Source organism: Delftia sp. Lp-1 (genome assembly GCF_020523835.1).
Taxonomy (GTDB): domain Bacteria; phylum Pseudomonadota; class Gammaproteobacteria; order Burkholderiales; family Burkholderiaceae_C; genus Comamonas; species Comamonas acidovorans.
Window position 1 is genome coordinate 1354327 of sequence record NZ_JAJALJ010000001.1, and the last position, 24173, is coordinate 1378499.

Here is a 24173-nt window from a genome sequence, read left to right on the forward strand (position 1 = left end):
TTGTTTTGTCGTGGATCAGGGTTTGGGCAGATCAATCAGGCGCTGGTGCGAGCCATCGGCCCGGGAGCGAGCAAATGAAGTTGGCAGATTGGCGCATGGGCACGAAGCTGGGCATGGGATTCCTCGTCATGGTCCTGTTCTCGGCCATCCTGGGGGCGGTGGCTTGGTTGCAGCTGGCGCAGATGCACCGCAACGCATTGCATTTGTCGGATGTGGCCCTGCCCAGCATGTTCCATGCGGGCGCCATGCGATCCGAATACAACCGCCTGCGCCGTCACGAGGCCGGCATCGCCTCGGCGCGCAGCCTGGGCGAGGTCGATGGCTTTGCCAAGCAGGTGCAGGACCGGCTGCAGACCATCGGCGAGCACGAGACGGCTCTGCGTGCGCTGATCGACCAGCAGGCCCTGCGCGCGGCCTTTGACGACTACCTCGGCTTCAAGCAGCAGTTCCTGGCCATGCATGCGCGCCTGCTGGAGCGCGCGCGTGCCGGCAACTATTCGACCACCGAGGAGCAGGCCTTCATGGCCGACGAGATGGGGCTGATGTTCGCCGGCGAATCCGAGGCGCAGTTCGGCAAGCTGGCCGAAAGCGCCGGCCGCCTGCTGACCCTGCAGCGCGAGGCGGGAGAGCAGGCACGCCAGCAGGCGCAGGCCGGCTTTGACCTCGCCCGCATCTGGGTGCTGGGCACGCTGGCCGTGGTGGTGGCCATTGCCGCCCTGGTGGGCTGGGCCATCACGCGTGCCGTGACCGGCCCCGTCGCCCAGGCCGTCCATGTGGCGCGCAACGTGGCGGCCGGCCATCTGGAGACGCCGGTCACCAGCCGCCGCCGCGACGAAATGGGCCAGCTCATCAACGCGCAGGAAGACATGCGCCGCAAGCTCGCCGAGCTGGTGGGCGAGGTGCGCGGCAACGCGCAGGGCGTGGCACTGGCCGCTGGCGAGATCGCCCAGGGCAATGCCGATCTGTCGGCACGCACCGAAAGCCAGGCCAGCGCGCTGGAGGAAACGGCAGCCTCCATGGAGCAACTGGGCGCCACCGTGCGGCAGAACGCCGAAAGCGCACGCCAGGCCAACCAGATGGCGGCCTCCGCATCGGGCATCGCCGCGCGTGGCGGCGAAGTCGTGGCCCAGGTGGTGGACACCATGAAGGGCATCAACGACAGCAGCCGCCAGATCGCCGACATCATCGGCGTGATCGATGGCATTGCCTTCCAGACCAACATTCTTGCGCTGAACGCGGCCGTGGAAGCGGCCCGCGCAGGCGAGCAGGGCCGGGGCTTTGCCGTGGTGGCGGGCGAGGTCCGTTCGCTGGCCCAGCGCAGCGCCGAGGCGGCCAAGGAGATCAAGGCGCTGATCCAGGCCAGCGAGCAGCGCGTGGAGCAGGGCACGCAACTGGTGGACAAGGCGGGCGAGACCATGTCGGAAATCGTCACCGCCATCCGGCGCGTGACGGACATCATGGGCGAGATCAGCGCGGCCAGCAGCGAGCAGAGCGCGGGCGTGGCCCAGGTGGGTGATGCCATCACGCAGATGGACCAAGCCACGCAGCAGAACGCGGCCCTGGTGGAGCAAAGCGCGGCCGCCGCCCAGTCGCTGCAGCAGCAGGCACAGGCCATGGTGGCCTCGGTCTCGGTATTTCGCACGGCGGCTGCCGATGCGCCAGTTGTCTCTGTGGCGACTGCCGCAGCATCGCGCGCAACGGTTGTTGCCTCCTTGGCACCGCGTCCGGCCCTGGCTCCCATGGCCGCCAGGCCGGCACAACAGATCGCTGCGGCCACCCCGGCCAAGGCCACCAAGACCACCAAGACGGCCACCGCCGACGATGAGGAGTGGGCCGCGTTCTGAGGCCTCACGCGCAGTTCAGCTTCCTTTTCTGGCGGCTCCATGCTTTGCATGGGGCCGCTTTCCTTTTGTGTCTGCCGCTGAGCTGGCGCAAGACGGGAGCGAGAGGCTGTGGCACAAATCTGCCAGTGAAGGTTTCTGCCTACTACCAGTACCTGAACTTGTCCTGAACAATGCCTGGATACTGGCAGAATGTAAGTGGATGTAGTCCTATTCTTACAGCGTGAACAATGGCGGCTTCTGGCGCCGCTCCCTAGGAGCGAAGGGATATCCCGTGATCACCTTGTTCTCATGGTCGCCACGCCTGGCGGCAATCAGTCTTCCAGCAGGCCGCGCCACCGCGGTGGCTCTCCCTCTCCAATCCCTGCCAACGAGCCGACTTGCGCGGCTGCGGCAGATCTGTTTTTGCGAAGTCCGCGCCGGGCCTGGCTGACGCCTGTCCATGGCGCAACACAAAGCTAGGCACAACAAGATGGCAGGACTTCGACAAGAAAGATGAACGTGAAAAACCTCAAGATCTCAACGCGCATGCTGGGCACCTTCGGCCTGCTGGTGCTGCTGCTGCTGGCCGTGGTGGCCGCGGCCCTGGTGCAACTGCGTTCCATGCGCGCCAGCATGGAAGTCATCACGGGCAACGCCATGCCCAGCGTGGAAGTGATCAACCAGATCGGCACCGATGTCGTGCGCACGCGCCTTCTGGAAGTGCGCCATGTCAACAATGACGATGCCGCCTACAAGACCGATTCGGAAAAGCAGCTGGAACAACTGCAGCGCCGCCTGGCCGAGCGCAAGAAGGCCTATGAGCCGCTGCTGTCATCGGACGAAGAACGCAGGCTCTACGCGCAACTGGTCCAGGAACGCGAGCGCTACCAGCAACTGAGCCAGCAGGTGCTGGCGCTGTCGCGCCAGGGCGAGAAGGAAAAGGCCCAGGCGGTGCTGGGCGGCGAGTCGCTGAAGCTCTACAACGATTCGTCGAACACGCTGGATCTGCTGGTCAAGCTCAACAGTGATGCCGCCTTGCAGGAAAGCCGCAATGCCGAGGCTGTGTACGGGCGCTCGGTCGTCGTCCTCAGCGTGGCGGCGCTGGCGGCCGTGCTGCTGGCCGTGCTGGCCGGCCTGTGGCTGACGCGCTCCATCCGCGCGCCGCTGGCGCATGCGGTCGATGCCGCAGACCGCGTGGCTAACGGCGACCTGGGCGGGACCATCCGCATCGACCGCCATGACGAAACCGGCCTGCTGCTGGGCGCGCTGCAGCGCATGCAGTCCAGCCTGGTGCAGACCGTGCGCAGCGTGCGCCAGAACGCCGAAGGCGTGGCCTCGGCCAGCGCGCAGATTGCCTCCGGCAATGCCGACCTGTCCAGCCGCACGGAAGAGCAGGCCAGCGCCCTGGAGCAGACGGCAGCCTCCATGGAGGAGCTGGGCTCCACCGTGCGCCAGAACGCCGACAACGCACGCCAGGCCAATCAGCTGGCGCTCAATGCATCCAGCGTTGCGCGCCGTGGCGGCGACGTGGTGGCCGAGGCCGTGGAAACCATGAAGGGCATCAACGACAGCAGCCGGCGCATCGGCGACATCATCGGCGTGATCGACTCCATTGCTTTCCAGACCAACATCCTTGCGCTCAATGCCGCCGTGGAGGCGGCCCGCGCAGGTGAGCAGGGCCGGGGTTTTGCCGTGGTGGCGGGCGAGGTGCGCTCGCTGGCGCAGCGCAGCGCCGAGGCGGCCAAGGAAATCAAGGCGCTGATCACGGCCAGCGTGGAGCGTGTGGAACAGGGCTCGCAACTGGTGGACCGCGCAGGCACGACCATGACCGAAGTGGTGGCCGCCATCGGCCGGGTCACCGACATCATGGGCGAGATCAGCTCGGCCAGCACCGAGCAGAGCTCCGGCGTGGCCCAGGTTGGCGAAGCCGTCACGCAGATGGACCAGGCCACGCAGCAGAACGCGGCCCTGGTCGAGGAAAGCGCGGCCGCCGCTGCCTCGCTGCGCAAGCAGGCGCAGGACCTGGTCGAGGCCGTGGCCGTCTTCCAGTTGCCCCGTGGCGCCACGGACAGCCATGCGCATGTGCCGCACAGGGTGGCGGCACCGGCCAGCGCCGCAACGCGCCCCGCAGCCCCGCCTGTCCGGCCCGCCCCACCCGCCAGCCCTGCGCGGCCTGCGGCCCTGGGCGGCGGCGGTGCGCCTGCAGGCGGCGAGACGCTGGCCCGCCGGCTTGAGCGCGATGCCACGCCCCCCATCCGGCCGCGCGCCGGACCCACGCAGGCCGGCAAGCCGGCACCACGCCAGCCCGGCCAGCCCGGTCAGGGCGATGACGACTGGGAAACCTTCTGAGCCCTACCCCTGGCGCAGCGGGCTGTGGGCCTGCAGCTCCTGCAGATAGCCGGCCATGCCCTCGCCCTCGCGGTCCAGAAAGCGCGAGATGGCATCGGCAAAGGACGGGTGGGCAATCCAGTGGGCGCTGGGGGTGACCACGGGCAGCAGCGCCCGCGCCATCTTGTGCTCGCCCTGGGCGCCTCCCTCGAAGTGCGCAATGCCGCGTTCTATGCACCAGGCGATGGGCTGGTAGTAGCAGGCCTCGAAATGCAGGCAATCCACGCGCTCCAGTGCACCCCAGTAGCGGCCGTAGGCCGTTCCCTGCGGGGCCTGCGGCGCATGGGCGCGCCCGCCTGGATGGCCCGCTGACAGCCTTGCGGCCGCAGCATCCAGCGCGATCAGGCTGCAGGCCATGGGCTGGCCGTCGCGCTCGGCGATGAACATCAGCCAGGCCTCGGGCATCTGGCGCGCCATGGCCTCGAAGAAGGCCGGTTCGAGGTACGGGGCGTTGCCATGCTCCAGGTAGGTACGCTCGTGGCAGCGGTAGAAAAAGGCCCAGTCCTCTGCTCCCATGTCCGGCCCGTGCAGGGCGCGAAAGCGCACGCCGGCCTCATGTACCTTGCGCCTTTCCTGGCGTATCTTCTTGCGCTTTTCCTGGTTCAGCGTCGCCAGAAAGTGGTGGAAATCGCTGTGCCCGGCGCCATCGGCGCTCTGGTTGCTCCAGTGGAACTGCACGGTGCTGCGCTGCATCCAGCCGTCGGCATCGCAGGCTGCCAGATCCTCGGCATCGCTGAACAGCAGGTGCAGCGAAGACAGCTGCTGCGCCTGGGCCCATTCGCGCACCGCGCGCACCAGGGCTGCACGCAGCAAGGGCGTGCGCGCCAGCAGGCGGCTGCCCGGCACGGGCGTGAAAGGCACGGCCAGCACGCCCTTGGGGTAGTAGTCCAGGCCATGCTGGGCGTAGGCGCGCGCCCAGGCAAAGTCGAACACGTACTCGCCATAGGAGTGCGCCTTGGCGTAGACCGGGCAGGCGGCGACCAGCTCGCCGCCCTGCCAGAGCGTGACCACGCGGCCGGCCCAGCCGGTTTGCGGCACGGCGCTGCCGCTGGATTCCAGCGCGCTCAGGTACTCGTGGCGCATGAAGGGAGTGGGCGCGGCCTGCGATGCCAGCAGCGCATTCCAGGCCTGGGCATCGAGCTGCTGCACGCTGTCCAGCACGCGGGTGATAATTGCGGTTTCAGCCATGCCATTCCTTGCAGGCCGGTGTGACGCGCGCTGCCGCCTTTCGCTGTGGGGTGGCCTTGTCGGCCCTGTTGGCTCCATTGCATTCCATGACGCTCTCCATCTGCACTGCCCAGCTCAACTTTGTCGTGGGCGACCTGCCCGGCAATGTCCAGAAAATCATTGCCGCGGCCCGTGAAGCTTATGCCACGGGAGCGCGCTTGCTACTGACGCCCGAGCTTGCCCTGTGCGGCTATGCGGCCGAAGACCTGTATCTGCGCCCCGCCTTTCTGGATGCCTGCGACCAGGCCGTGCAGCAGCTTGCGCTGGAGACCGCGCAATGGCCGGGCCTGGCGCTGGTGCTGGGCCATCCCTGGCGCGACCAGGGCGCCGTTGGCGCGTTGCGCAATGCGGCCAGCGTGCTGCGCGACGGGCGCGTGGAATGCAGCCATGCCAAGCAATGCCTGCCCAACTACGGCGTGTTCGACGAGCAGCGCTACTTTGTGGCCGGCCAATCGCCCTGCGTGATCGAAGTGCAGGGCGTGCGCGTGGGCCTGCTGATCTGCGAGGACGCCTGGCATCCCGAACCCGCACGCGCCGCCGCTCAGGCCGGTGCGCAATTGCTGGCCGTGATCAATGCCTCGCCCTTCCATGAGGGCAAGCAGGCCGAACGCGAAGCCACGCTGGCCGCGCGTGCGTGCGAGACTGGCCTGCCCCTGGTCTACGCACATCTGGTTGGCGGCCAGGATGAAATCGTCTTTGATGGCAGCTCCTTTGCCGTGCAGGCGGACGGCTCCATTGCCGCGCGCGCGCCGGCCTTTGCCGAGGCCTTGCCGCGGGTGGAGGTCCGCACGGGCGGGCATGCGCTGGTGCTGGCAGGCGAGGTGATTGCGCAGCCAGGGCACCTGCCGGCGCTGTGGTCCGCCCTGGTGCTGGCCGTGCGCGACTACGTGGGCAAGAACCGTTTCCCCGGCGCCCTGCTGGGCCTGTCGGGCGGTATCGACTCGGCCCTGGTGCTGGCGATTGCAGTCGATGCCCTGGGAGCGGACAAGGTGCATACGGTGATGATGCCTTCGCCCTATACGGCCGACATCAGCTGGATTGACGCGCGTGACATGGCTGAGCGCGTGGGCGTGCGCTATGACGAAATCTCCATCGCGCCCCAGTTCGAGGCCTTCAAGGCCGCCCTGGCCCCGGCCTTCGCGGGCCGCGCCGAGGACACGACCGAAGAAAACCTGCAGGCCCGCATCCGCGGCACCTTGCTGATGGGCCTGTCCAACAAGTTCGGCTCCGTGGTGCTGACCACGGGCAACAAGAGCGAGATGTCCACCGGCTACTGCACGCTCTATGGCGACATGGCGGGCGGCTTTGCGGTGATCAAGGACGTGCTCAAGACCGAGGTCTTTGCGCTGGCGCGCTGGCGCAATGCCAACGATCCGTTCGGCACGGGGCTGGACCCCATTCCGGATCGCATCATCACGCGCCCGCCCAGCGCCGAACTGCGCCCTGACCAGAAAGACCAGGACAGCCTGCCCGCTTATGAGGTGCTCGATGCCATCGTGCGCCGTTACATGGAAAATAACGAAAGCATCGCCTCCATCGTGGCCGACGGATACGCCAGCGCCGATGTGGAGCGAGTGACGCGCCTGATCCAGATCAACGAGTACAAACGCCGCCAGGCGCCCGTGGGGCCGCGACTGACGCGCCGCAGCTTCGGCAAGGATTGGCGCTACCCCATCACCAACCGCTTCCGCGCTTGAAGCACCTGAGGCGGCGGGGTTTCCTGGCCAGCCGTCTTGCCCCGTATTGCATGCACTGAGGAGTTCACCCCATGAAAATGATCACCGCCATCATCAAGCCGTTCAAGCTGGAAGAGGTCCGCGAGGCACTGGCCGACTGCGGCGTCAACGGCCTGACCGTCACCGAGGTCAAGGGCTTTGGCCGCCAGAAGGGCCATACCGAGCTTTACCGCGGCGCTGAGTACGTGGTGGACTTCCTGCCCAAGGTGAAGATCGAGGTCGTGGTCCGCACCGAGGACGTGGACCGCTGCGTGGACGCCATCGTCAACGTGGCGCGCACGGGCAAGATCGGTGACGGCAAGATCTTCGTCACGGCCGTGGAGCGCGTGGTGCGCATCCGTACCGGCGAGCTCGACGACGGAGCCATTTGAGTCCGAGAGCAGGGCAGGGCGCATTCGGCGCCCTGCATTCTTGATATCTCGACGCTGGCGGCCATCCTCTCAAGGGTGGCCGTTTCCGTTTCCGCTTCTGTTCAGATCACGGCGCGCAAGGGCGCAGTCTCCAGGCCGGTGCCGGCGTTCTGCACCAGGGATTGCAGCAGCGTGGGGATGTCGCTGCCGCTTTCGATCAGTCCCATCTGCCACTCGCCCATGAAGCCATGGCCCACGCAGGTCTGCAGGAACTGCAGCATGCTGTCGTAGTAGCCATCCACATTGAGCAGGCCGATGGGCTTGTCGTGATAGCGCAGCTGGCGCCAGGTCCAGACCTCGAACAATTCCTCGAAGGTGCCTATGCCGCCGGGCAGGGCGACGAAGGCATCGCTGCGTTCGGCCATCATGGCCTTGCGCTCGTGCATGGTCTGGACGATGTGCAGTTCATCGCAGGCATGGTTGGCCAGTTCCTTGTCCACCAGCGCCTGCGGGATCACGCCCACGACGCGGCCGCCGGCCTGTCGTGTGGCCTCGGCCACCTCGCCCATCAGGCCGCTGCGGCCGCCTCCATAGACCAGCTGGCCGCCGTGCTCGCCGATCCAGCGGCCGGTGGCGCGGGCCGCCTCAATGAATCCGGGCTGGTCGCCGGGGCGCGAGCCGCAATACACACAAATGGAAAACGTGGGATTTGTCATGCAATGAACCGTTGATAGAGGGCGGCCAGCCAGACGCCGGCGCACAGCAGCAGCGCCAGCATCACGGCCGCGCTGCCCATGTCCTTGGCCTGCTTGGACAGAACGTGCCATTCGGGGCCTATGCGATCGACCACGGCCTCGATGCCGCTGTTGAGCAGCTCCACGATCAGCACCAGCAAGACGGTGCCCGCCAGCAGTGCGACCTCGATCCAGCTGCTTCCCAGCCAGAAGGCGGCAGGGATCAGCACGATGGCGGCGAGCGCTTCCTGGCGGAAGGCTTTTTCATTCCATCCGGCGCGAAGGCCTGCCAGCGAATAGCCTGCCGCGTGCCAGACACGCGTCAGGCCTGTGCGGCTTTTCTGGGGATTGACAGGTGCACTGTCGGTCGGGTCGGGAGATGCGGCGGGCATGCTTGCGAGTGTAGGAGATGCGACGCTGCCTCTGGGGCTGTCAGCGCTTTTTCCTGGGCGCCGGGGCCTGGTGGATCAACTGGGTGCCAGCCCATGCGTCATGCCAGAACTGCCGGCGCGGATGAAAGCGGCTCAGAAGCGCCCAGAGCGCTACCCACAGCACCAGCAGCATCAGCGTGGTCAGTGCAGGCACGCCGGTCGAATAGGCCGCCAGTGGCGGCAGCAGCCAGATCCAGCTGAACACATAGCGCCGCAGCGCGCGCAACTGGCTGACGGGCTGGCCTGCCGCATCCACCAGGCGGATGTGCCAGGTCTTCATGGCCAGCGTCTGGCCCTTGGACCAGAACCAGACGAAGTAGATCCCCAGCACCACGAACATGAAGGCCTGCAGCGCATGGCGGTTGTCCATGGCATTGCGTGTCTGCGACAGGGTGCCGAACAGATAGCCTGCAATGAAGACCACGCCGAACAGCAGCATGCCCTCGTAGAGCCAGCAGGCCATGCGCCGCGCCAGTCGCGGGGCCATCTGTGGGGATGCTGCGATTGCGGCTGCCGTGGTGGAGGCGGGGGATGTGGCGTTCGTCATGCGGACGGGGAGATCGGTGCGTCAGTGCGTCAATGCGAGAGGGGCGCTTCGCCGTGCGATGGCTGGGATGCAGCATCGGGGCTGTCATGCAGTTCCATGGGCGGCAAAGGCATGGGCGTGGCCGAGGGCACTTCCACCGGCGCCGTCTCCACCAGCGCCGGCGGGCGCACGGGATGGGTTTCCACACCTGGAGGGGATGGGGCCGGAGGTACGGGGAGCGGCGGGTTGTAGATGGTGGCGGGCGGAATCTTCGGCGGATTCGGAATGGTGGCCGGAGCCACCGAGGCCGCCGGAATCCGCGCCAGCCGCTTGGGGGCCACGGGCTCTATGGCGGTGGCGGCGCCCTTGGCCTTGGGCGCGGCGCGCGCGGCCAGCAGGCGTTTTTCCTCGTCGCTGAGCGCCTGGTAGGCCTCCCACTGGGCGCGCTTGTCTGTGGCCAGGCGGTTGGTCAGGGCGAAATTCAGGCGGGCCTGGCTGCGTTGCTGGGCGCTGAGGCTGGACCAGGTCTGCATGCGATCGCGCAGCTTTTCCTGCTCTTTCTCGCTGAGCTTGTCCCAGCCCTCGGCCAGCGCCATCCAGCGGCGCTTTTGCAGCGCATCCATCATGGACCAGCGCTCGGACAGGGGTTCAAGCACGCTGCTCTGCGCCGGTGTCAGCTCTGCCCAGCGCGGGCCGGAGGCCAGGTCCGTGGCGCGCTGGCGTGTGGCTGCATCACCGTGCAGGGTCTTGGAGGCTGCGATCGTGGCCGGCGAGACGGTGCTGGGTGCCAGTCGTACCTGCTGCACGACGCGCCAGCCGGTCCAGGCCAGCGCCATCAACAGCACCGCCGCCAGGATGGCGGCGGCTGAGCGGTGGAACGCGGCGCGTGAATCAGTGGGCATGCAGGCAGGCAAGGCGGGGATCAGCGTTCCGTGTTGGTGGCCGAAGTCTTCAGGTACTGGATGAAGCCGGGGTCGGCGTAGGCGGCGGGCGGCAGATCATCGGTCAGCAAGGCGGTATCCACCTCGGCAACCTCGGTCAGACCTGTTTGGTCCGTCTGCACGTTGACGACCACCAGGCCAACGATCAACGCCAGCACCGGCACGGCCGAGATCAGCGCGCGCCACCAGGTGCCGCCCTCGTCGCCCGAGCCCAGCGTCAGCGTGCCGCCCTGGGCCTGGGTTGCGCTGGCAGCCTGCAAGGGCGCAGCGCGCAGTTCGCGCCGGCGAACGGACAGGGCGCGCTCGCGCCCAGCGCGCAGCCGCTCGGTGATGTCGTATGGCAGCAACGCCTCGCCGTCACCCAGGCGCGCGGTGATCCGGCGTGCGATGCGGTCTGCCGCCATTTCGCTGTGGAGAGTGAGAGTGGGCGCAGTCTTCATAGCTCGATTCCTTTGGCCTTCAGTGCCTTGCTCAATGTCTGGATGGCGCGGAAACAATGTGTTTTTACACTTCCTTCGGAACACCCCATCGCGGCAGCGGTCTCCGCGACGTCCATCTCTTCCCAATAACGCATCAGGAAAGCTTCGCGTTGACGTGCTGGAAGCTCCTGTATCTCTTTTTCAATGCTTTGCAAAATCTGGGCCCGCTCGGTCAGATCTTCGGCGCTGCGGGCGGTTTCGCCGTTCTGGCCGGAGTCGGCATAGGTTTCGAGCCAGTCGAAGTCCGCATCGTCGCCGGCCGACGCCTCCAGATCGCTCATGCGGGTGAAGAGGGCGTTCTGCGTTTTTTGCCTGCGAAACCAGTCCAGCGTGCTGTTGGACAGGATGCGCTGGAACAGCATGGGCAGCTCGTTGATGGGCTTGTCGCCATAGTGCTGCGCCAGCTTGAGCATGCTGTCCTGCACGATGTCCAGCGCCGCCTCCTCATCCCGGACGTGAAAAAAGCTGCGCTTGAAGGCTCGCTTTTCTACGCTTTTGAGGAAGTCGGATAGTTCTTGCTCGGTTGCCAAAAGGAACGCAGGCCCGGATGAGGGGCTCGTTGATGAGGGGCTGAACGGGTGCGGGGCCTGATTATCGCACCGCACTGTCAATTTTTTTCGCAGGATGGTGCGCAGGCTTGTTGCAGTGCGATAATGTCTGCTGCAATTCAAAAAGGCAAACGGGTCACGGTCCGGCGTTTACTCACTCGCCCATGTCTGTTGGTCCTAAGTCCCGCACCGGCCTCACAAGGGCTTCAGGCAAGGGGCACCCAAGGTTTTTCGTTAGAGAAATTCACAAAGGTTGATCATGGAAATTTCCAAAGCCGAGTACTCCAGCGCGGCAGCAGCGGCGTCGCAGTCCCATGCATCCCAGGAGCTGATGGGCTCCGAGATCCTCGTCAAGTCCCTGCAGGCCGAAGGCGTCAAGCAGCTTTGGGGCTATCCGGGCGGTGCGGTTCTGTACATCTACGACGCCCTCTACAAACAAGATTCCATTCAGCATGTGCTGGTGCGCCATGAACAGGCGGCAGTGCATGCGGCAGACGGTTTTGCCCGTGCCACGGGTGAAGTCGGCGTGGCCCTGGTGACTTCGGGTCCCGGCCTGACCAACGCCGTGACCGGCATTGCCACCGCCTACACCGATTCCATTCCCCTGGTCGTGATCAGCGGCCAGACCTCGACGGCCTACATCGGCACCGATGCGTTCCAGGAATGCGACACCGTCGGCATCACCCGCCCCATCGTCAAGCACAACTTCCTGGTGAAGGATGTGCGCGAGCTGGCGGACACGATGAAGAAGGCCTTCCACATCGCGCGCACCGGCCGTCCCGGCCCCGTGGTGGTGGACATCCCCAAGGACGTGTCCTTCAAGAAGGCGCTCTACGCCGGCTACCCCGACAAGGTGGAGATGCGCTCCTACAACCCGGTGCGCAAGGGCCATGCCGGCCAGATCCGCAAGGCGCTGCAGTTGCTGCTGGCCGCCAAGCGACCCTATATCTACACGGGCGGCGGTGTTCTGCTGGGCAATGCCTGCAACGAGCTGCGCACGCTGGTGGACATGCTGGGCTACCCGGTCACGCATACGCTGCTGGGCCTGGGCGCCTATCCGGCCAGCGACCGCAAGTTCCTGGGCATGCTGGGCATGCACGGCACCATCGAAGCCAACAATGCCATGCAGAACTGCGACGTGCTGCTGGCGGTGGGTGCACGCTTCGATGACCGCGTGATCGGCAACCCCAAGCATTTCATGTCGGTGGAGCGCAAGATCATCCACATCGACATCGATCCCTCTTCCATCTCCAAGCGCGTGAAGGTGGACGTGCCCATCGTGGGCGACGTCAAGGAGGTGCTGACCGAGCTGATCTCCATGATCCGCGAGGCAAGTGCCCGTCCCGACGCAGCGGCCCTGGGCCAATGGTGGGAGACCATCGAAGGCTGGCGCAGCCGCGACTGCCTGCAGTACAGCCGTGGCGATGGCTCGGTCATCAAGCCGCAGTACGTGGTGGAGACGCTGTGGAACATGACCCGCGACGCCGATGCCTACATCACGTCCGATGTGGGCCAGCACCAGATGTGGGCCGCGCAGTACTACCGCTTCGACGAGCCGCGCCGCTGGATCAACTCCGGCGGCCTGGGCACCATGGGTGTGGGCCTGCCCTACGCCATGGGCATCAAGCTGGCCAAGCCTGAATCCGAGGTGTTCTGCATCACGGGTGAAGGCTCCATCCAGATGAATATCCAGGAGCTGGCTACCTGCCTGCAGTACAACACGCCGGTCAAGGTGGTGTCGCTGAACAACCGCTACCTGGGCATGGTGCGCCAGTGGCAGGAGATCGAGTACTCGGGTCGCTACAGCAGCAGCTACATGGACTCGCTGCCCAACTTCGTGAAGCTGGCCGAGGCCTATGGCCACGTGGGCATGCTGATCGAGCGCCCCGAGGACGTGGAGCCCGCCCTGCGCGAGGCACGCAAGCTCAAGGACCGCACGGTGTTCATGGACTTCCGTACCGATCCCACCGAGAATGTGTTCCCCATGGTGCAGGCTGGCCGTGGGATCACCGAGATGCTGTTGGGAGCTGACGACCTCTGAGCATGGTCCCTTGCGGGATTTGCCCGGGTTCATTTCTGCCGCATCCGTTCCAGTGAGCCGTCCTCGAAGCGGCCCCTTTGACGAATCTATTGCCTGCCAAGCCCGACGTTTACCGGCGCCGGGGGAGGGCAGCGAAAAGAGGAATCTTTCTTTCATGAAACACATCATTGCCGTGCTGCTCGAAAACGAGCCGGGAGCCTTGTCGCGCGTGGTGGGCCTGTTCTCGGCCCGCGGCTACAACATCGAATCGCTGACCGTGGCCCCCACGGAAGACGCATCGCTGTCGCGCATGACCATTCAGACGAATGGCTCCGAAGACGTGATCGAGCAGATCACAAAACACCTGAATCGCCTGATCGAGGTCGTCAAGGTCGTGGACCTGACCGAGGGCTCCTATACCGAGCGCGAACTCATGATGGTCAAGGTCCGCGCCGTGGGCAAGGAACGCGAGGAGATGAAGCGCATGGCGGACATCTTCCGCGGCCGCATCATCGACGTGACCGAAAAGAGCTACACGGTCGAGCTGACCGGCGACCAATCCAAGAACGACGCCTTCCTGCAGGCGCTGGACCGCACGGCCATTCTGGAAACCGTGCGCACCGGCTCCTGCGGCATCGGCCGCGGCGAACGCATTCTGCGCGTTTGATGCGCTGCAACGCACCTGAAACCTGTCCCCTTCCCCTTTTCAACCCCTACACACACGAAGCCTGGAGCCAACATGAAAGTTTTCTACGACAAGGACTGTGACCTGAGCCTGATCAAGGGCAAGACCGTTGCCATCATCGGCTACGGCAGCCAGGGCCACGCACACGCGCAAAACCTGAACGAAAGCGGCGTGAAGGTCGTGGTCGGCCTGCGCAAGGGCGGCGCTTCCTGGGACAAGGTCGCCAAGGCTGGCCTGACCGTCGCGGAAGTCGATGACGCCGTGAAGTCCGCCGACCTGGTCATGATCCTGCTGCCGGATGAGAACATCCCCGAGGTCTACAACAACAACGTGGCCCCCAACATCAAGCAAGGCGCCACGCTGGCCTTTGCCCATGGCTTCAACATCCACTACAACCAGGTCGTGCCCCGCGCCGATCTGGACGTGATCATGGTCGCCCCCAAGGGCCCTGGCCACACCGTGCGTTCCGAGTACCTGAAGGGCGGCGGCGTGCCTTCGCTGATCGCTGTGTACCAGGACAAGTCCGGCAAGGCCCGTGACCTGGCCCTGTCCTATGCCATGGCCAACGGCGGCGGCAAGGGCGGCATCATCGAGACCAACTTCAAGGAAGAAACCGAGACCGACCTGTTCGGCGAGCAAGCCGTTCTGTGCGGCGGCGCGGTGGAACTGGTGAAGATGGGCTTCGAGACCCTGACCGAAGCCGGCTACGCTCCCGAAATGGCCTACTTCGAGTGCCTGCATGAGCTCAAGCTCATCGTGGACCTGATGTACGAAGGCGGCATCGCCAACATGAACTACTCGATCTCGAACAACGCCGAGTACGGCGAGTACGTGACGGGTACCGAAGTCATCAACGACAAGTCGCGCGAAGCCATGCGTGCTGCCCTCAAGCGCATCCAGACCGGCGAATACGCCAAGATGTTCATCCAGGAAGGCCGCACCAACTACCCGAGCATGACGGCCCGCCGCCGCATGAACGCCGACCACGCCATCGAGAAGGTCGGTGGCCAGCTGCGCGCCATGATGCCCTGGATCTCCAAGAACAAGCTGGTTGACCAGAGCCGAAACTGAGATTGCTGCATTCCATCTTGCCTGGGTCGCGCAAGCGGCCTACGCAAGGTGCAGGACAAGGCCACCCCGATGGGTGGCCTTTTTCGTGCAGGGAAGGGGTGCGGCGCGCAGGTACACTGACCCTTTCGGGGCGGCGCGGTCCGCTCCCTTAGAATACTATCGTTTTAATAGCTGCCCGCGCCCGTAGGCGCTGTGCTGGAGGCTGGATTGATGCAAAACCACAATGAGTCCAACGAGATTGAGGGCGTGGTGGTGCGCAAGCGCCGCAAGGGTATCTACATCCTGCCCAACCTGTTCACGCTGGCTGCGCTGTTCGGTGGGTTCTACGCCATCGTGATGGCCATGAATGGACGCTTTGAGCTGGCTGCCGCAGGCGTGTTCTGCGCCATGGTGCTGGACAGTCTTGACGGCCGCGTGGCACGCATGACCAATACGCAGAGCGCTTTTGGCGAACAGATGGACTCGCTGTCGGACATGGTGTCCTTCGGCGCCGCTCCCGCCTTGATCGCCTATGAGTGGGCGCTCAAGGGCATTGGTCGCTGGGGCTGGATTGCCGCCTTTGTCTATTGCGCCTGCGCTGCACTGCGGCTGGCGCGTTTCAACGTGAATACCGGCACGGTGGACAAGCGCTGGTTCCAGGGCCTGCCTTCGCCTGCGGCGGCGGCGCTGGTCACGGGCTTCATCTGGCTGCTGGACGAAGCGGGCCTGCTGCGCGGTCAGGATGCCTGGCTGAGCTGGACGCAGATCACCTGGATCATGTTCTTCCTGACGCTGTACGCGGGCCTGACCATGGTCACCAATGTGCCGTTCTACAGCTTCAAGGACGTGCACTTCAAGAAGAGCGTGCCGTTTGCCGCCATCGTGCTGATTGCGCTGGGCATTGCCATCATCAACATCCACCCGCCCATCGTGCTGTTCGGCGTGTTTCTGCTCTACGGTTTCTCGGGCTATGGCGTCTACGCCTGGCGCAAGGCCAAGGGCCAGCGCACCAGCGTCATCAGCACCTCGACCGACGAGCCCGAGGAGCGCGGCCTGCACAAGTGATGCGGCGCAGCATCTTCACAGCCTTTGTGAACCTGTGCTAAAGTCGTCTGAATGCAATACCTGTCGCTAGCTCTACTACTGATGTCCAACGGGCAGAGACAGTAGCGCGCGCGTACATACCTACTTTCACGGCCCGTTTGCACCAGCGACGGGCCGTTTGCATTTGTGGGGTCGCTGGAGCAGGTGGGTCTTGTTTTTACCTAGACGATAGAAAGCACTTCAGCCATGTTGCAAAACCCTTCGACCAAGTACCGTCCGTTCGCTTTCGCTCCCGTGCGTCTGCAAAATCGCAGCTGGCCCGACGCGACGATTACCAAGGCTCCGATCTGGTGCAGCGTGGATCTGCGCGATGGCAACCAGGCGTTGATCGAGCCCATGGACATCGATCGCAAGATGCGCATGTTCGAGCAACTGGTGAAGATCGGCTTCAAGGAGATCGAGGTCGGTTTTCCCTCCGCTTCGCAGGTGGAGTTCGACTTCATGCGCAAGCTCATCGAGGAAAACCGCATTCCCGATGACGTGACCATCCAGGTGCTGACCCAGGCGCGCGAGCACCTCATCCGCCGTACCTTCGAAGCGCTCGAAGGCGTGCCCCGTGCCATCGTCCATCTCTACAACGCCACCGCGCCCGTGATGCGCCGCGTGGTGTTGAACATGAGTGAAGACGAGATCGTCGAGCTGGCCACCACCAATGCCCGCATGTTCAACGAGATCGCTGCCGGCTACCCCCAGACGCAGTGGACCTTCCAGTACTCGCCCGAGATGTATTCGGACACCGAGCTGGAGTTTTCCAAGCGCGTCATCGATGCCGTCACCGATGTATGGCAGCCCACGACCGAGCACAAGTGCATCATCAACCTGCCCACCACGGTGGAGCATTCCACGCCCAATCTGTTTGCCGACATGGTGGAGTGGACGCACCGCCATATCCAGCGCCGTGATTCCATCGTGCTGTCCGTCCATCCCCACAACGATCGCGGCACGGGCACGGCCACGGCCGAGCTCGCGCTGATGGCCGGTGCCGACCGCCTCGAGGGCTGCCTGTTCGGCAACGGCGAGCGCACGGGCAACCTCGACGTGGTCAACGTGGCGCTGAACATGTACATCCAGGGCGTGTCGCCCGGGCTGGATTTCTCCGATATCGACGGCATCCGCAGCACGGTCGAGCATTGCAACCAGTTGCCCGTGCACCCGCGCCATCCCTATGTGGGCGATCTGGTCTACACCTCGTTCTCTGGCTCGCACCAGGATGCGATCAAGAAGGCCTTCGCCGACCGCAAGGAAGGCGACGTCTGGGACATGCCCTATCTGCCCATCGATCCCAAGGACCTGGGTCGCAGCTATGAGGCCGTGATCCGCGTCAACAGCCAGTCGGGCAAGGGCGGCATCGCCTATCTGCTTGAAAGCGAATATGGCCTCCAGTTGCCGCGCCGCCTGCAGATCGAGTTCAGCCAGGTCGTGCAGCGCGAGATGGATGCCAGCGGCAAGGAATTGGCTGCCGCCGACCTGTGGAATCTGTTCCAGCGCGAATACGGCCTGCAATCCGTGCAGGCGCCGCACTACCGGCTGAGCGAGAACGATGGTGTGGTCAGCCTGTCGGCCGACCTGGCCGTCGAGGGCGGCAAGCGCACGATTGAGGCCGAGGGCACGGGCCCGATCGATGCCTTCGTGCAGGCGCTGAGCGAGCACAGCGGCCGCGCGGTGCGCGTGCTGGACTATGCCGAGCACGCCATTGGCGAAGGCGCCAACGCCAAGGCCATCGCCTATGTGGAACTGCGCGTGGACGAGTCCCACGTGTGCTACGGCGTCGGGGTCGATGCGAATATCGTCTCTGCCTCGTTCCGGGCCATCATGTCGGGCTTGCAGCGTGTTCCCTCCGCCGAGAATGCGGTGGAGCAGGAGGCGGTCGCCGCCTGAATTTCGTTCCCGAGCCGGTGCAGCCACAAGCGCACCGGCTTTTTTCATCGCCTGCCCGTGGGCAGGGGCTTCGCATCCACAAGAAAGACGAGACTCCCCATGACCGACCAATTGATCATTTTCGACACCACCTTGCGTGACGGCGAGCAGTCGCCCGGTGCCTCCATGACCCGCGACGAGAAGCTGCGCATCGCGCGCCAGCTCGAACGGCTGAAGGTCGATGTGATCGAGGCCGGTTTTGCGGCGAGCTCCAACGGTGACTTCGAGTCGGTGCAGGCCATTGCGCGCGCCATCAAGGACTCCACCATCTGCTCGCTGGCGCGGGCCAATGACCGTGACATCGCCCGTGCGGCCGAAGCCCTCAAGGACGCCAACCGCGCGCGCATCCACACCTTCATTGCGACCAGCGCGCTGCACATGGAGAAAAAGCTGCGCATGACGCCCGAGCAGGTGCTGGAGCAGGCGCGCCAATCCGTGCGCTTTGCGCGCAACCTGATTGCCGACATCGAGTTCAGCCCGGAGGACGGCTACCGCAGCGACCCGGATTTCCTGTGCCGCGTCATCGAGACCGTGATCGCCGAGGGCGCAACCACGATCAACGTGCCCGACACCGTGGGCTATGCCATTCCCGAGCTCTACGGCGCCTTCATCAAGAACCTGCGCGAGCGCGTGCCCAACAGCGACAAGGCGGTCTGGAGCGTGCACTGCCACAACGACCTGGGCATGGCCGTGGCCAACTCGCTGGCCGGCGTCAAGCTCGGCGGCGCCCGCCAGATCGAATGCACCATCAATGGCCTGGGTGAGCGCGCCGGCAACTGCTCGCTGGAAGAGGTGGTGATGGCCATCAAGACGCGCAAGGACTACTTTGGCCTGGACGTCAACATCGACGCCCTGCACATCGTGGCCGCCAGCCGCATGGTCAGCCAGACCACCGGCTTCGTGGTGCAGCCCAACAAGGCCGTGGTGGGAGCCAACGCCTTCGCCCACGCCTCCGGCATTCACCAGGACGGCGTGCTCAAGGCGCGCGACACCTACGAGATCATGCGTGCCGAGGACGTGGGCTGGAGCGCCAACAAGATCGTTCTGGGCAAGCTCAGCGGCCGCAACGCCTTCAAGCAGCGCCTGCACGAGCTGGGCGTGGAGCTGGACAGCGAAGCCGCGATCAATACCGCCTTCGCCGCCTTCAAGGAGCTGGCCGACCGCAAGAGCGAGATCTTCGACGAGGACATCCTGGCCCTGGTGACCGAGCAGGACGCGCATCAGCAGGCCGACCCCTTCCAGTTCATCTCGCTGGCCCAGCAAAGCGAGACAGGTGAGCGCCCACACGCGTCGGTGGTGTTCAGCCGCGACGGCCGAGAGATCAAGGCCCAGTCCGACGGCAATGGCCCGGTCGATGCCTCGTTCAAGGCCATCGAGTCCGAGGTGAAGAGCGGTGCCGAGATGCTGCTGTACTCGGTCAACGCCATCAGTGGCTCCACCGAAAGCCAGGGCGAAGTGACCGTTCGCCTGCAGCGCAGCGGGCGCGTGGTCAACGGCGTGGGCGCCGACCCTGACATCGTCGTGGCTTCTGCCAAGGCCTATCTGAGCGCTTTGAACAAATTACACAGCAATGCAGAGATCGTGGCTGCGCAGGGGTAAGCACTCGCCTTATAATTTCACTTAAATTATCGAAAAGTCGCACAAGTTATTGTCACAGTGCGACTTTTTCGATTAATGTAAGGTCTAGTCACAAATTCTTGCTGCTTGGAGCATTTCTCATGCCCACCCTACGCCGTGCCCGCCTCGGTCGATTTGCTCAGGTCATGTCCTTTCTGGCCCTGAGTTGTGCTCTTGCTGCTCCGGGCGCATATGCCGCGCCTGCCAAGAAAGTTGCCAAGAAACAGGTGGCTGTGGCCCCTGTCAAGAAGAAGGCGGTGAAGGAGCGCGCCACGGCCGCTCCCCAGGGCAAGCGCGTTGCCAAGAGCGCGCGCCAGCCCAGCCGCGTCGCTGCACGCAGCGTGGCCAGCCCCATTCGCGCCGTTGCCTACGAGCCACGCCTGTCCTTCGGCCAGATGGCCGGTCTGCATGCGGTGGCCGATCCTCTGGATCTCAAGAGCAGCGTGGCCCTGGTCCTGGACCAGGACACCCATGAGGTGCTGCTGAGCAAGAACGACCATGCCGTCTTGCCCATCGCCTCGTTGACCAAGCTGATGACCGGCCTGCTGATTTCCCAGGCCCATCTGCCGATGGATGAAACCATCACCATCACGCAGGACGACGTGGATACCGAAAAGGGCAGCAGCTCGCGCCTGGCCGTCGGCACCACGCTCACGCGTGGTGAAATGCTGCACCTGGCCCTGATGTCCAGCGAAAACCGCGCTGCCCATGCCCTGGGCCGCACTTTCCCTGGTGGCCTTGATGCCTTTGTCCAGCAGATGAACGCCAAGGCCCGTCTGCTGGGCATGACCGATACCCGCTACGTGGAGCCCACCGGGCTGTCCAGCCGCAACCAGTCCAGCGCCCGTGATCTGGCCGTGCTCGTCAATGTGGCGCACAGCGATCCGCTGGTGCGCGAGTACACCACCTCGCCCGGCTATGAGGTGGCCGTTGGCCGCCGCACGCTGCAGTACAACAACACCAACCGCCTGGTGATGAGCCCCACCTGGGACATCGGTCTGCAAAAGACCGGCTACATCTCCGAGGCAGGCCGCTGCCTGGTCATGCAGGCGCAGGTGGCTGGCCGCAAGATCATCATGGTCTTCCTGGATTCGGCCGGAAAGTTCAGCCGCCTCGGCGATGCCGAGCGCGTGCGCCACTGGGTGGAGTCCATGGGACAGGTGGCTGGCGATCCCATGATCCACAAGGTCAAGGGCTGAGTTTTCTTTCCCCTCACGACAAAGGCGCCGATGGCGCCTTTGTCGTTTCTGGTGGGCAGGGGTCTGTCTTGCCAATGGCCCCTGGCCAATGCCAATGGGGCCGACGGCTGTTCAATGGCTGCTGCGCGCGTAGGGGTTGGGTGGCGGTGCCGCCGGGCGGGTTGCGTTGAAGCCCAAGGCGCCCGAGATCTCCTGTGCGGTGGACTGGAGCTTGGACATCCAGCTCTCGTCCAGCCGGTCGGCGGGAGCGGAGATGGACAGGCCGGCCACCAGCTTGCCCTGGTCGTCGTAGATGCCGGCGGCCATGCAGCGCACGCCCAGTTCCAGCTCTTCGTTGTCGCGGGCCACGCCATGGTGGCGTACCTTGTCCAACTCGTTTTCCATGTCGGCCAGCCGCGTGATGCTGAAGTGCGTCTTGCCGGGCAGGCCGGTGCGCGTGGCGTAGGCGCGGACCTGTTGCGCATCGTCGGCCGCCAGGAACAGCTTGCCGTTGGACGTCAGGTGCAGCGGCGCATGGCCGCCGATGGCGCGCACCACCTGCATGCCGGAGCGCTCGCTGTAGGCGCGTTCCACATAGACGATTTCATCGCCCTGGCGCACGCTGAGGCTGACCGGCTGCTGGATCTGCTTGTGCAGCTGGCGCATGGGGATCAGGGCCGCTTCGCGCACGCTCAGGCGGGCCTTGACCAGATTGCCCAGTTCCAGGAAGCGCATGCCTAGGCGGTAGCTGCCCGATTCGGGGCGATCGACAAAGCGGCCAATGGCCAGATCGTTGAGGATGCGGTGCGTGGTGGAGGGGTGCAGGCCGGTGCGCTCGCTGATCTCCTTGAGCGATACCGCTTCCTCGCGCGAGGCCAACACGTCGATCAACGTGAACATGCGTTCCAGGACCTGGACGCTGGGCTTGGGGGAGGCCGCGTTATCGTTTTTTTTCATGAGGCGGAGTGGAGTTTCGGCATTCGGTCATTCTAGCGGCGGCCATGGCATGGCGGCATATGTGCCGCCAGCAAACAGCGGCTATGCGCATAAGAAATGTCGCTGAAAAGGCGTGGAGTGACGCTGTATCAGCGCGGCAGCTGATCCACGCGCTGCCAGCGCTCGTCAACGCGCACTTCATGGGGCAGGAAGCGCGCCTTGTAATTCATCTTCTGGCTGTCGGCGATCCAGTAGCCCAGGTAGACATAGGGCAGGCTCATGGACCGGGCCTGGTCGATCTGCCACAGCACATTGAAGGTGCCGTAGCTGGCGGGGTCGTTGGGTTCGTAGAAGGTGTAGACGGCAGACAGCCCGTCTTCCAGCACATCGAGGATGGAGACCATCTTCAGCGTGCCGATGCCGCCATCGGCCGCCGGTGTGCGGAACTCCACAAGGCGCGAGTTGACGCGGCTTTGCAGCAGGAACTGGGTGTACTGGTCCACGCTGTCATGGTCCATGCCTCCGCCGCTGTGGCGGCTTTGCTGGTAGCGCAGGTACAACTGGTAGTGCTCGTTCGAGTAGTGCAGGCGCTGGATCGATGCCGTGAGGTCGGCGTGGCGCGCGGCGGCGCGGCGCTGGCTGCGGTCGGGGCGGAAGTCGTGGACCAGGATGCGCATCGGCACGCAGGCGCGGCATCCGTCGCAATACGGCCGGTAGGTGAACATTCCGCTGCGGCGAAAACCCAGTGACACCAGCTCCGAATAGGCGCTGTTCTGGATCAGGTGGCTGGGCGTGGCCACTTGCGAACGCGCCAGCCGGCCATCGAGATAGCTGCAGGGGTAGGCGGCGGTGGCATAGAACTGCAGGGCCTGCAGCGGAAGATCGTTCGGGTGCGTCATGGTGTGCTGGCGGCAGCCGGTGATGTGTCGCCAGCCTCACCGGACGGTGGCAGCAACGCGTCCCAGTATACGTTTTCGAACTGCCAGCGCATGGGCGGCAGCTGGCTTTGCTCGGCCACGGTTTGCAGGAACCGGGCGCGCGGCATTTCGCGCGCCCCCAGCGAGGCCAGATGCTGCGTGGCCTGCTGGCAATCGATCTGCGCGGCGCCTTGGTGTCTGCACAGCGCCACCAGGGCCGCCAGCGCGATCTTGGATGCGTCGGTGGCATGCGCGAACATGGATTCTCCAAACACGGCGCGGCCCAGTGCCACGCAATACAGGCCGCCCACCAGGCGTCCGTCCACCCAGGTCTCCACGCTGTGGGCTGCACCCTGGTGGTGCAGGTCGGTATAGGCGTCAAGAATTTCCTGCACGATCCAGGTGCCATCCTGGTCGTGGCGCACCGTCTGGGCGCAGTGCTGCATCACGGTCTCGAACGCGCTGTCGATGCGGATCTCGCAGCCCGGCGTGGCGCGAAAGCGCTGCAATGTCTTGCGCAGGCTGCGGTGCAGCCGGAACTGCGATGTCTGCAGCACCATGCGTGGATCGGGCGACCACCACAGCGTGGGCTGGCCTTCGCTGAACCAGGGGAAAATCCCCTGGCTGTAGGCGATGCGCAGGTGCGCCGCATCCAGTGTGCCGCCTGCGGCCAGCAGGCCCGGGATGGGGTCGTTGGGGCCCCATGCCGTTTCCACAGGAGGGAAGGCCTGGTGGGGGATGAGCCATGGGAGGGGATGGGACATGATCGGGTGCGAACGGAGGAAATGGATTCGTATTCTCTGCAGCCGCAGTCTTGCACAAACCATGCGCAAGAGGGCTGCGTGGATGCGAGGGCATCGCCTGGCCGGGGTAAGTGAACCTCCTACGCGGCCTTGTCGCGCCAGGGGACAGTGCCGCCTGGCAGGCTTGGGCTATGCTGGTTCCGTCTTCTTGCGGATGCTTGGCTTTCGCTGTGAAGGCATCGAAGGAGGATGAGCGATGTTTTTCAGCAAAATCTTTGGCGCAAGCCTTGCCGAGCCGCGCTATATCCGTCGCACCCGGGCCTACCTGCAGGAAGCCCGCATGGCGATGCTGGAGCACACCATTGCAGCGGAGTACTACAAGTCCTCTGCTGACATGTATGCGGAACGTGCCGCACGGCTGGAAGAAGAGCTGCGCGCATGGGAAGAGGGTGTCGAGCAATCCCGTGCTGCCCATGTTTCGCGCCGCGCACATGCCAGGCACAGCAAGCCCGTCACCGTGGAGCCCGCTGCAACTCCATCGCCACCGAACACGCCCACCGTGGGCATGGTGCGTGCAGCCTGACCCAACAAAAAAGCCCGCATGCGTTGGCATGCGGGCTTTTCATCTGGCTCCTCAACCTGGGCTCGAACCAGGGACCTACGGATTAACAGTCCGGCGCTCTACCAACTGAGCTATTGAGGAATATGTTGGCGTTGGGTCTTGTGCGATTGCAAGGCCACTGAAATTTGGCTCCTCAACCTGGGCTCGAACCAGGGACCTACGGATTAACAGTCCGGCGCTCTACCAACTGAGCTATTGAGG

Annotated in this window: 22 protein-coding genes and 2 tRNA genes; 12 read left to right on the forward strand and 12 right to left on the reverse strand. The window is 64.8% G+C overall.

Annotated features, from left to right (window positions below; translation table 11 throughout):
- Positions 1-74: 74 nt before the first annotated feature.
- Both LGR64_RS05935 and LGR64_RS05940 read left to right on the forward strand, forming a co-directional pair.
- Positions 75-1844, forward strand: coding sequence for a methyl-accepting chemotaxis protein (locus LGR64_RS05935; protein ID WP_141834596.1), 1770 nt, complete (start codon positions 75-77; stop codon positions 1842-1844).
- Between the two features lie 492 nt (positions 1845-2336).
- Positions 2337-4172, forward strand: coding sequence for a methyl-accepting chemotaxis protein (locus tag LGR64_RS05940; RefSeq protein WP_141834599.1), 1836 nt, complete (start codon positions 2337-2339; stop codon positions 4170-4172).
- Between the two features lie 3 nt (positions 4173-4175).
- Here the strand turns inward: LGR64_RS05940 and LGR64_RS05945 are convergent, their stop codons facing one another.
- Complete coding sequence (locus LGR64_RS05945) at positions 4176-5399, reverse strand: GNAT family N-acetyltransferase (RefSeq protein WP_141834603.1); 1224 nt, start codon at positions 5397-5399, stop codon at positions 4176-4178.
- Between the two features lie 86 nt (positions 5400-5485).
- On the opposite strand from LGR64_RS05945, the gene LGR64_RS05950 reads away from it, so the two are divergent.
- Together LGR64_RS05950 and LGR64_RS05955 are read left to right on the forward strand one after the other, a co-directional pair.
- Positions 5486-7135, forward strand: a complete 1650-nt coding sequence (locus LGR64_RS05950; protein ID WP_013801500.1) for an NAD+ synthase — start codon at positions 5486-5488, stop codon at positions 7133-7135.
- Between the two features lie 71 nt (positions 7136-7206).
- Positions 7207-7545 (forward strand): P-II family nitrogen regulator, encoded by a 339-nt coding sequence (locus LGR64_RS05955; protein ID WP_012206673.1) that lies wholly within the window; start codon positions 7207-7209, stop codon positions 7543-7545.
- A 101-nt stretch (positions 7546-7646) separates the two neighbouring features.
- Here the strand turns inward: LGR64_RS05955 and LGR64_RS05960 are convergent, their stop codons facing one another.
- Genes LGR64_RS05960 through LGR64_RS05985 form a run of 6 tightly spaced genes read right to left on the reverse strand, consistent with a single transcriptional unit; the run spans position 7647 to position 11165 of the window.
- Positions 7647-8240, reverse strand: a complete 594-nt coding sequence (locus tag LGR64_RS05960; protein WP_012206672.1) for a TIGR00730 family Rossman fold protein — start codon at positions 8238-8240, stop codon at positions 7647-7649.
- On the reverse strand, positions 8237-8650 hold the full coding sequence (locus tag LGR64_RS05965) for a diacylglycerol kinase (protein ID WP_034396058.1): 414 nt from the start codon (positions 8648-8650) through the stop codon (positions 8237-8239). The genes LGR64_RS05960 and LGR64_RS05965 overlap by 4 nt, the downstream gene beginning before the upstream one ends.
- 40 nt (positions 8651-8690) lie before the next feature.
- Positions 8691-9236, reverse strand: coding sequence for an RDD family protein (locus LGR64_RS05970; protein WP_034396055.1), 546 nt, complete (start codon positions 9234-9236; stop codon positions 8691-8693).
- Between the two features lie 29 nt (positions 9237-9265).
- Complete coding sequence (locus LGR64_RS05975; protein ID WP_034398837.1) at positions 9266-10117, reverse strand: DUF3106 domain-containing protein; 852 nt, start codon at positions 10115-10117, stop codon at positions 9266-9268.
- A gap of 20 nt (positions 10118-10137) precedes the next feature.
- On the reverse strand, positions 10138-10596 hold the full coding sequence (locus tag LGR64_RS05980; RefSeq protein ID WP_063325910.1) for a DUF3619 family protein: 459 nt from the start codon (positions 10594-10596) through the stop codon (positions 10138-10140).
- Positions 10593-11165: an RNA polymerase sigma factor gene (locus LGR64_RS05985; protein WP_013801505.1), complete on the reverse strand. Its 573-nt coding sequence runs from the start codon at positions 11163-11165 to the stop codon at positions 10593-10595. Before LGR64_RS05985 ends, LGR64_RS05980 begins: the two co-directional genes overlap by 4 nt.
- Positions 11166-11442: 277 nt before the next feature.
- On the opposite strand from LGR64_RS05985, the gene LGR64_RS05990 reads away from it, so the two are divergent.
- From LGR64_RS05990 to LGR64_RS06020, 7 genes are all read left to right on the forward strand, one after another.
- Complete coding sequence (locus tag LGR64_RS05990; RefSeq protein WP_013801506.1) at positions 11443-13224, forward strand: acetolactate synthase 3 catalytic subunit; 1782 nt, start codon at positions 11443-11445, stop codon at positions 13222-13224.
- 154 nt (positions 13225-13378) lie between these two features.
- Positions 13379-13870, forward strand: a complete 492-nt coding sequence (gene ilvN, locus LGR64_RS05995) for an acetolactate synthase small subunit (protein WP_012206665.1) — start codon at positions 13379-13381, stop codon at positions 13868-13870.
- Positions 13871-13942: 72 nt separating this feature from the next.
- On the forward strand, positions 13943-14959 hold the full coding sequence (gene ilvC, locus LGR64_RS06000; RefSeq protein WP_012206664.1) for a ketol-acid reductoisomerase: 1017 nt from the start codon (positions 13943-13945) through the stop codon (positions 14957-14959).
- Positions 14960-15169: 210 nt separating this feature from the next.
- Positions 15170-16003, forward strand: coding sequence for a CDP-diacylglycerol--serine O-phosphatidyltransferase (gene pssA, locus LGR64_RS06005; protein ID WP_012206663.1), 834 nt, complete (start codon positions 15170-15172; stop codon positions 16001-16003).
- Between the two features lie 225 nt (positions 16004-16228).
- Positions 16229-17920 (forward strand): 2-isopropylmalate synthase, encoded by a 1692-nt coding sequence (gene leuA / locus LGR64_RS06010; RefSeq protein ID WP_141834609.1) that lies wholly within the window; start codon positions 16229-16231, stop codon positions 17918-17920.
- A gap of 99 nt (positions 17921-18019) precedes the next feature.
- Positions 18020-19558 (forward strand): 2-isopropylmalate synthase, encoded by a 1539-nt coding sequence (locus LGR64_RS06015; protein ID WP_012206661.1) that lies wholly within the window; start codon positions 18020-18022, stop codon positions 19556-19558.
- A gap of 119 nt (positions 19559-19677) precedes the next feature.
- Positions 19678-20775 (forward strand): serine hydrolase, encoded by a 1098-nt coding sequence (locus LGR64_RS06020; RefSeq protein WP_013801508.1) that lies wholly within the window; start codon positions 19678-19680, stop codon positions 20773-20775.
- A 111-nt stretch (positions 20776-20886) separates the two neighbouring features.
- Here the strand turns inward: LGR64_RS06020 and LGR64_RS06025 are convergent, their stop codons facing one another.
- From LGR64_RS06025 to aat, 3 genes are all read right to left on the reverse strand, one after another.
- A complete protein-coding gene (locus LGR64_RS06025) occupies positions 20887-21711 on the reverse strand; it encodes an IclR family transcriptional regulator (protein ID WP_013801509.1) in 825 nt (274 codons plus the stop codon).
- Positions 21712-21839: 128 nt separating this feature from the next.
- Positions 21840-22589, reverse strand: a complete 750-nt coding sequence (locus tag LGR64_RS06030) for an arginyltransferase (RefSeq protein WP_012206658.1) — start codon at positions 22587-22589, stop codon at positions 21840-21842.
- Positions 22586-23371: a leucyl/phenylalanyl-tRNA--protein transferase gene (gene aat, locus LGR64_RS06035; RefSeq protein ID WP_013801510.1), complete on the reverse strand. Its 786-nt coding sequence runs from the start codon at positions 23369-23371 to the stop codon at positions 22586-22588. Before aat ends, LGR64_RS06030 begins: the two co-directional genes overlap by 4 nt.
- Before the next feature lie 235 nt (positions 23372-23606).
- On the opposite strand from aat, the gene LGR64_RS06040 reads away from it, so the two are divergent.
- Positions 23607-23933 carry a hypothetical protein gene (locus LGR64_RS06040; protein WP_012206656.1) on the forward strand — a complete coding sequence of 109 codons (327 nt, stop codon included), beginning with the start codon at positions 23607-23609 and terminating at the stop codon, positions 23931-23933.
- 44 nt (positions 23934-23977) lie between these two features.
- Here the strand turns inward: LGR64_RS06040 and LGR64_RS06045 are convergent.
- Positions 23978-24053 (reverse strand) — tRNA-Asn (locus tag LGR64_RS06045).
- Between the two features lie 45 nt (positions 24054-24098).
- Positions 24099-24173 (reverse strand) — tRNA-Asn (locus tag LGR64_RS06050).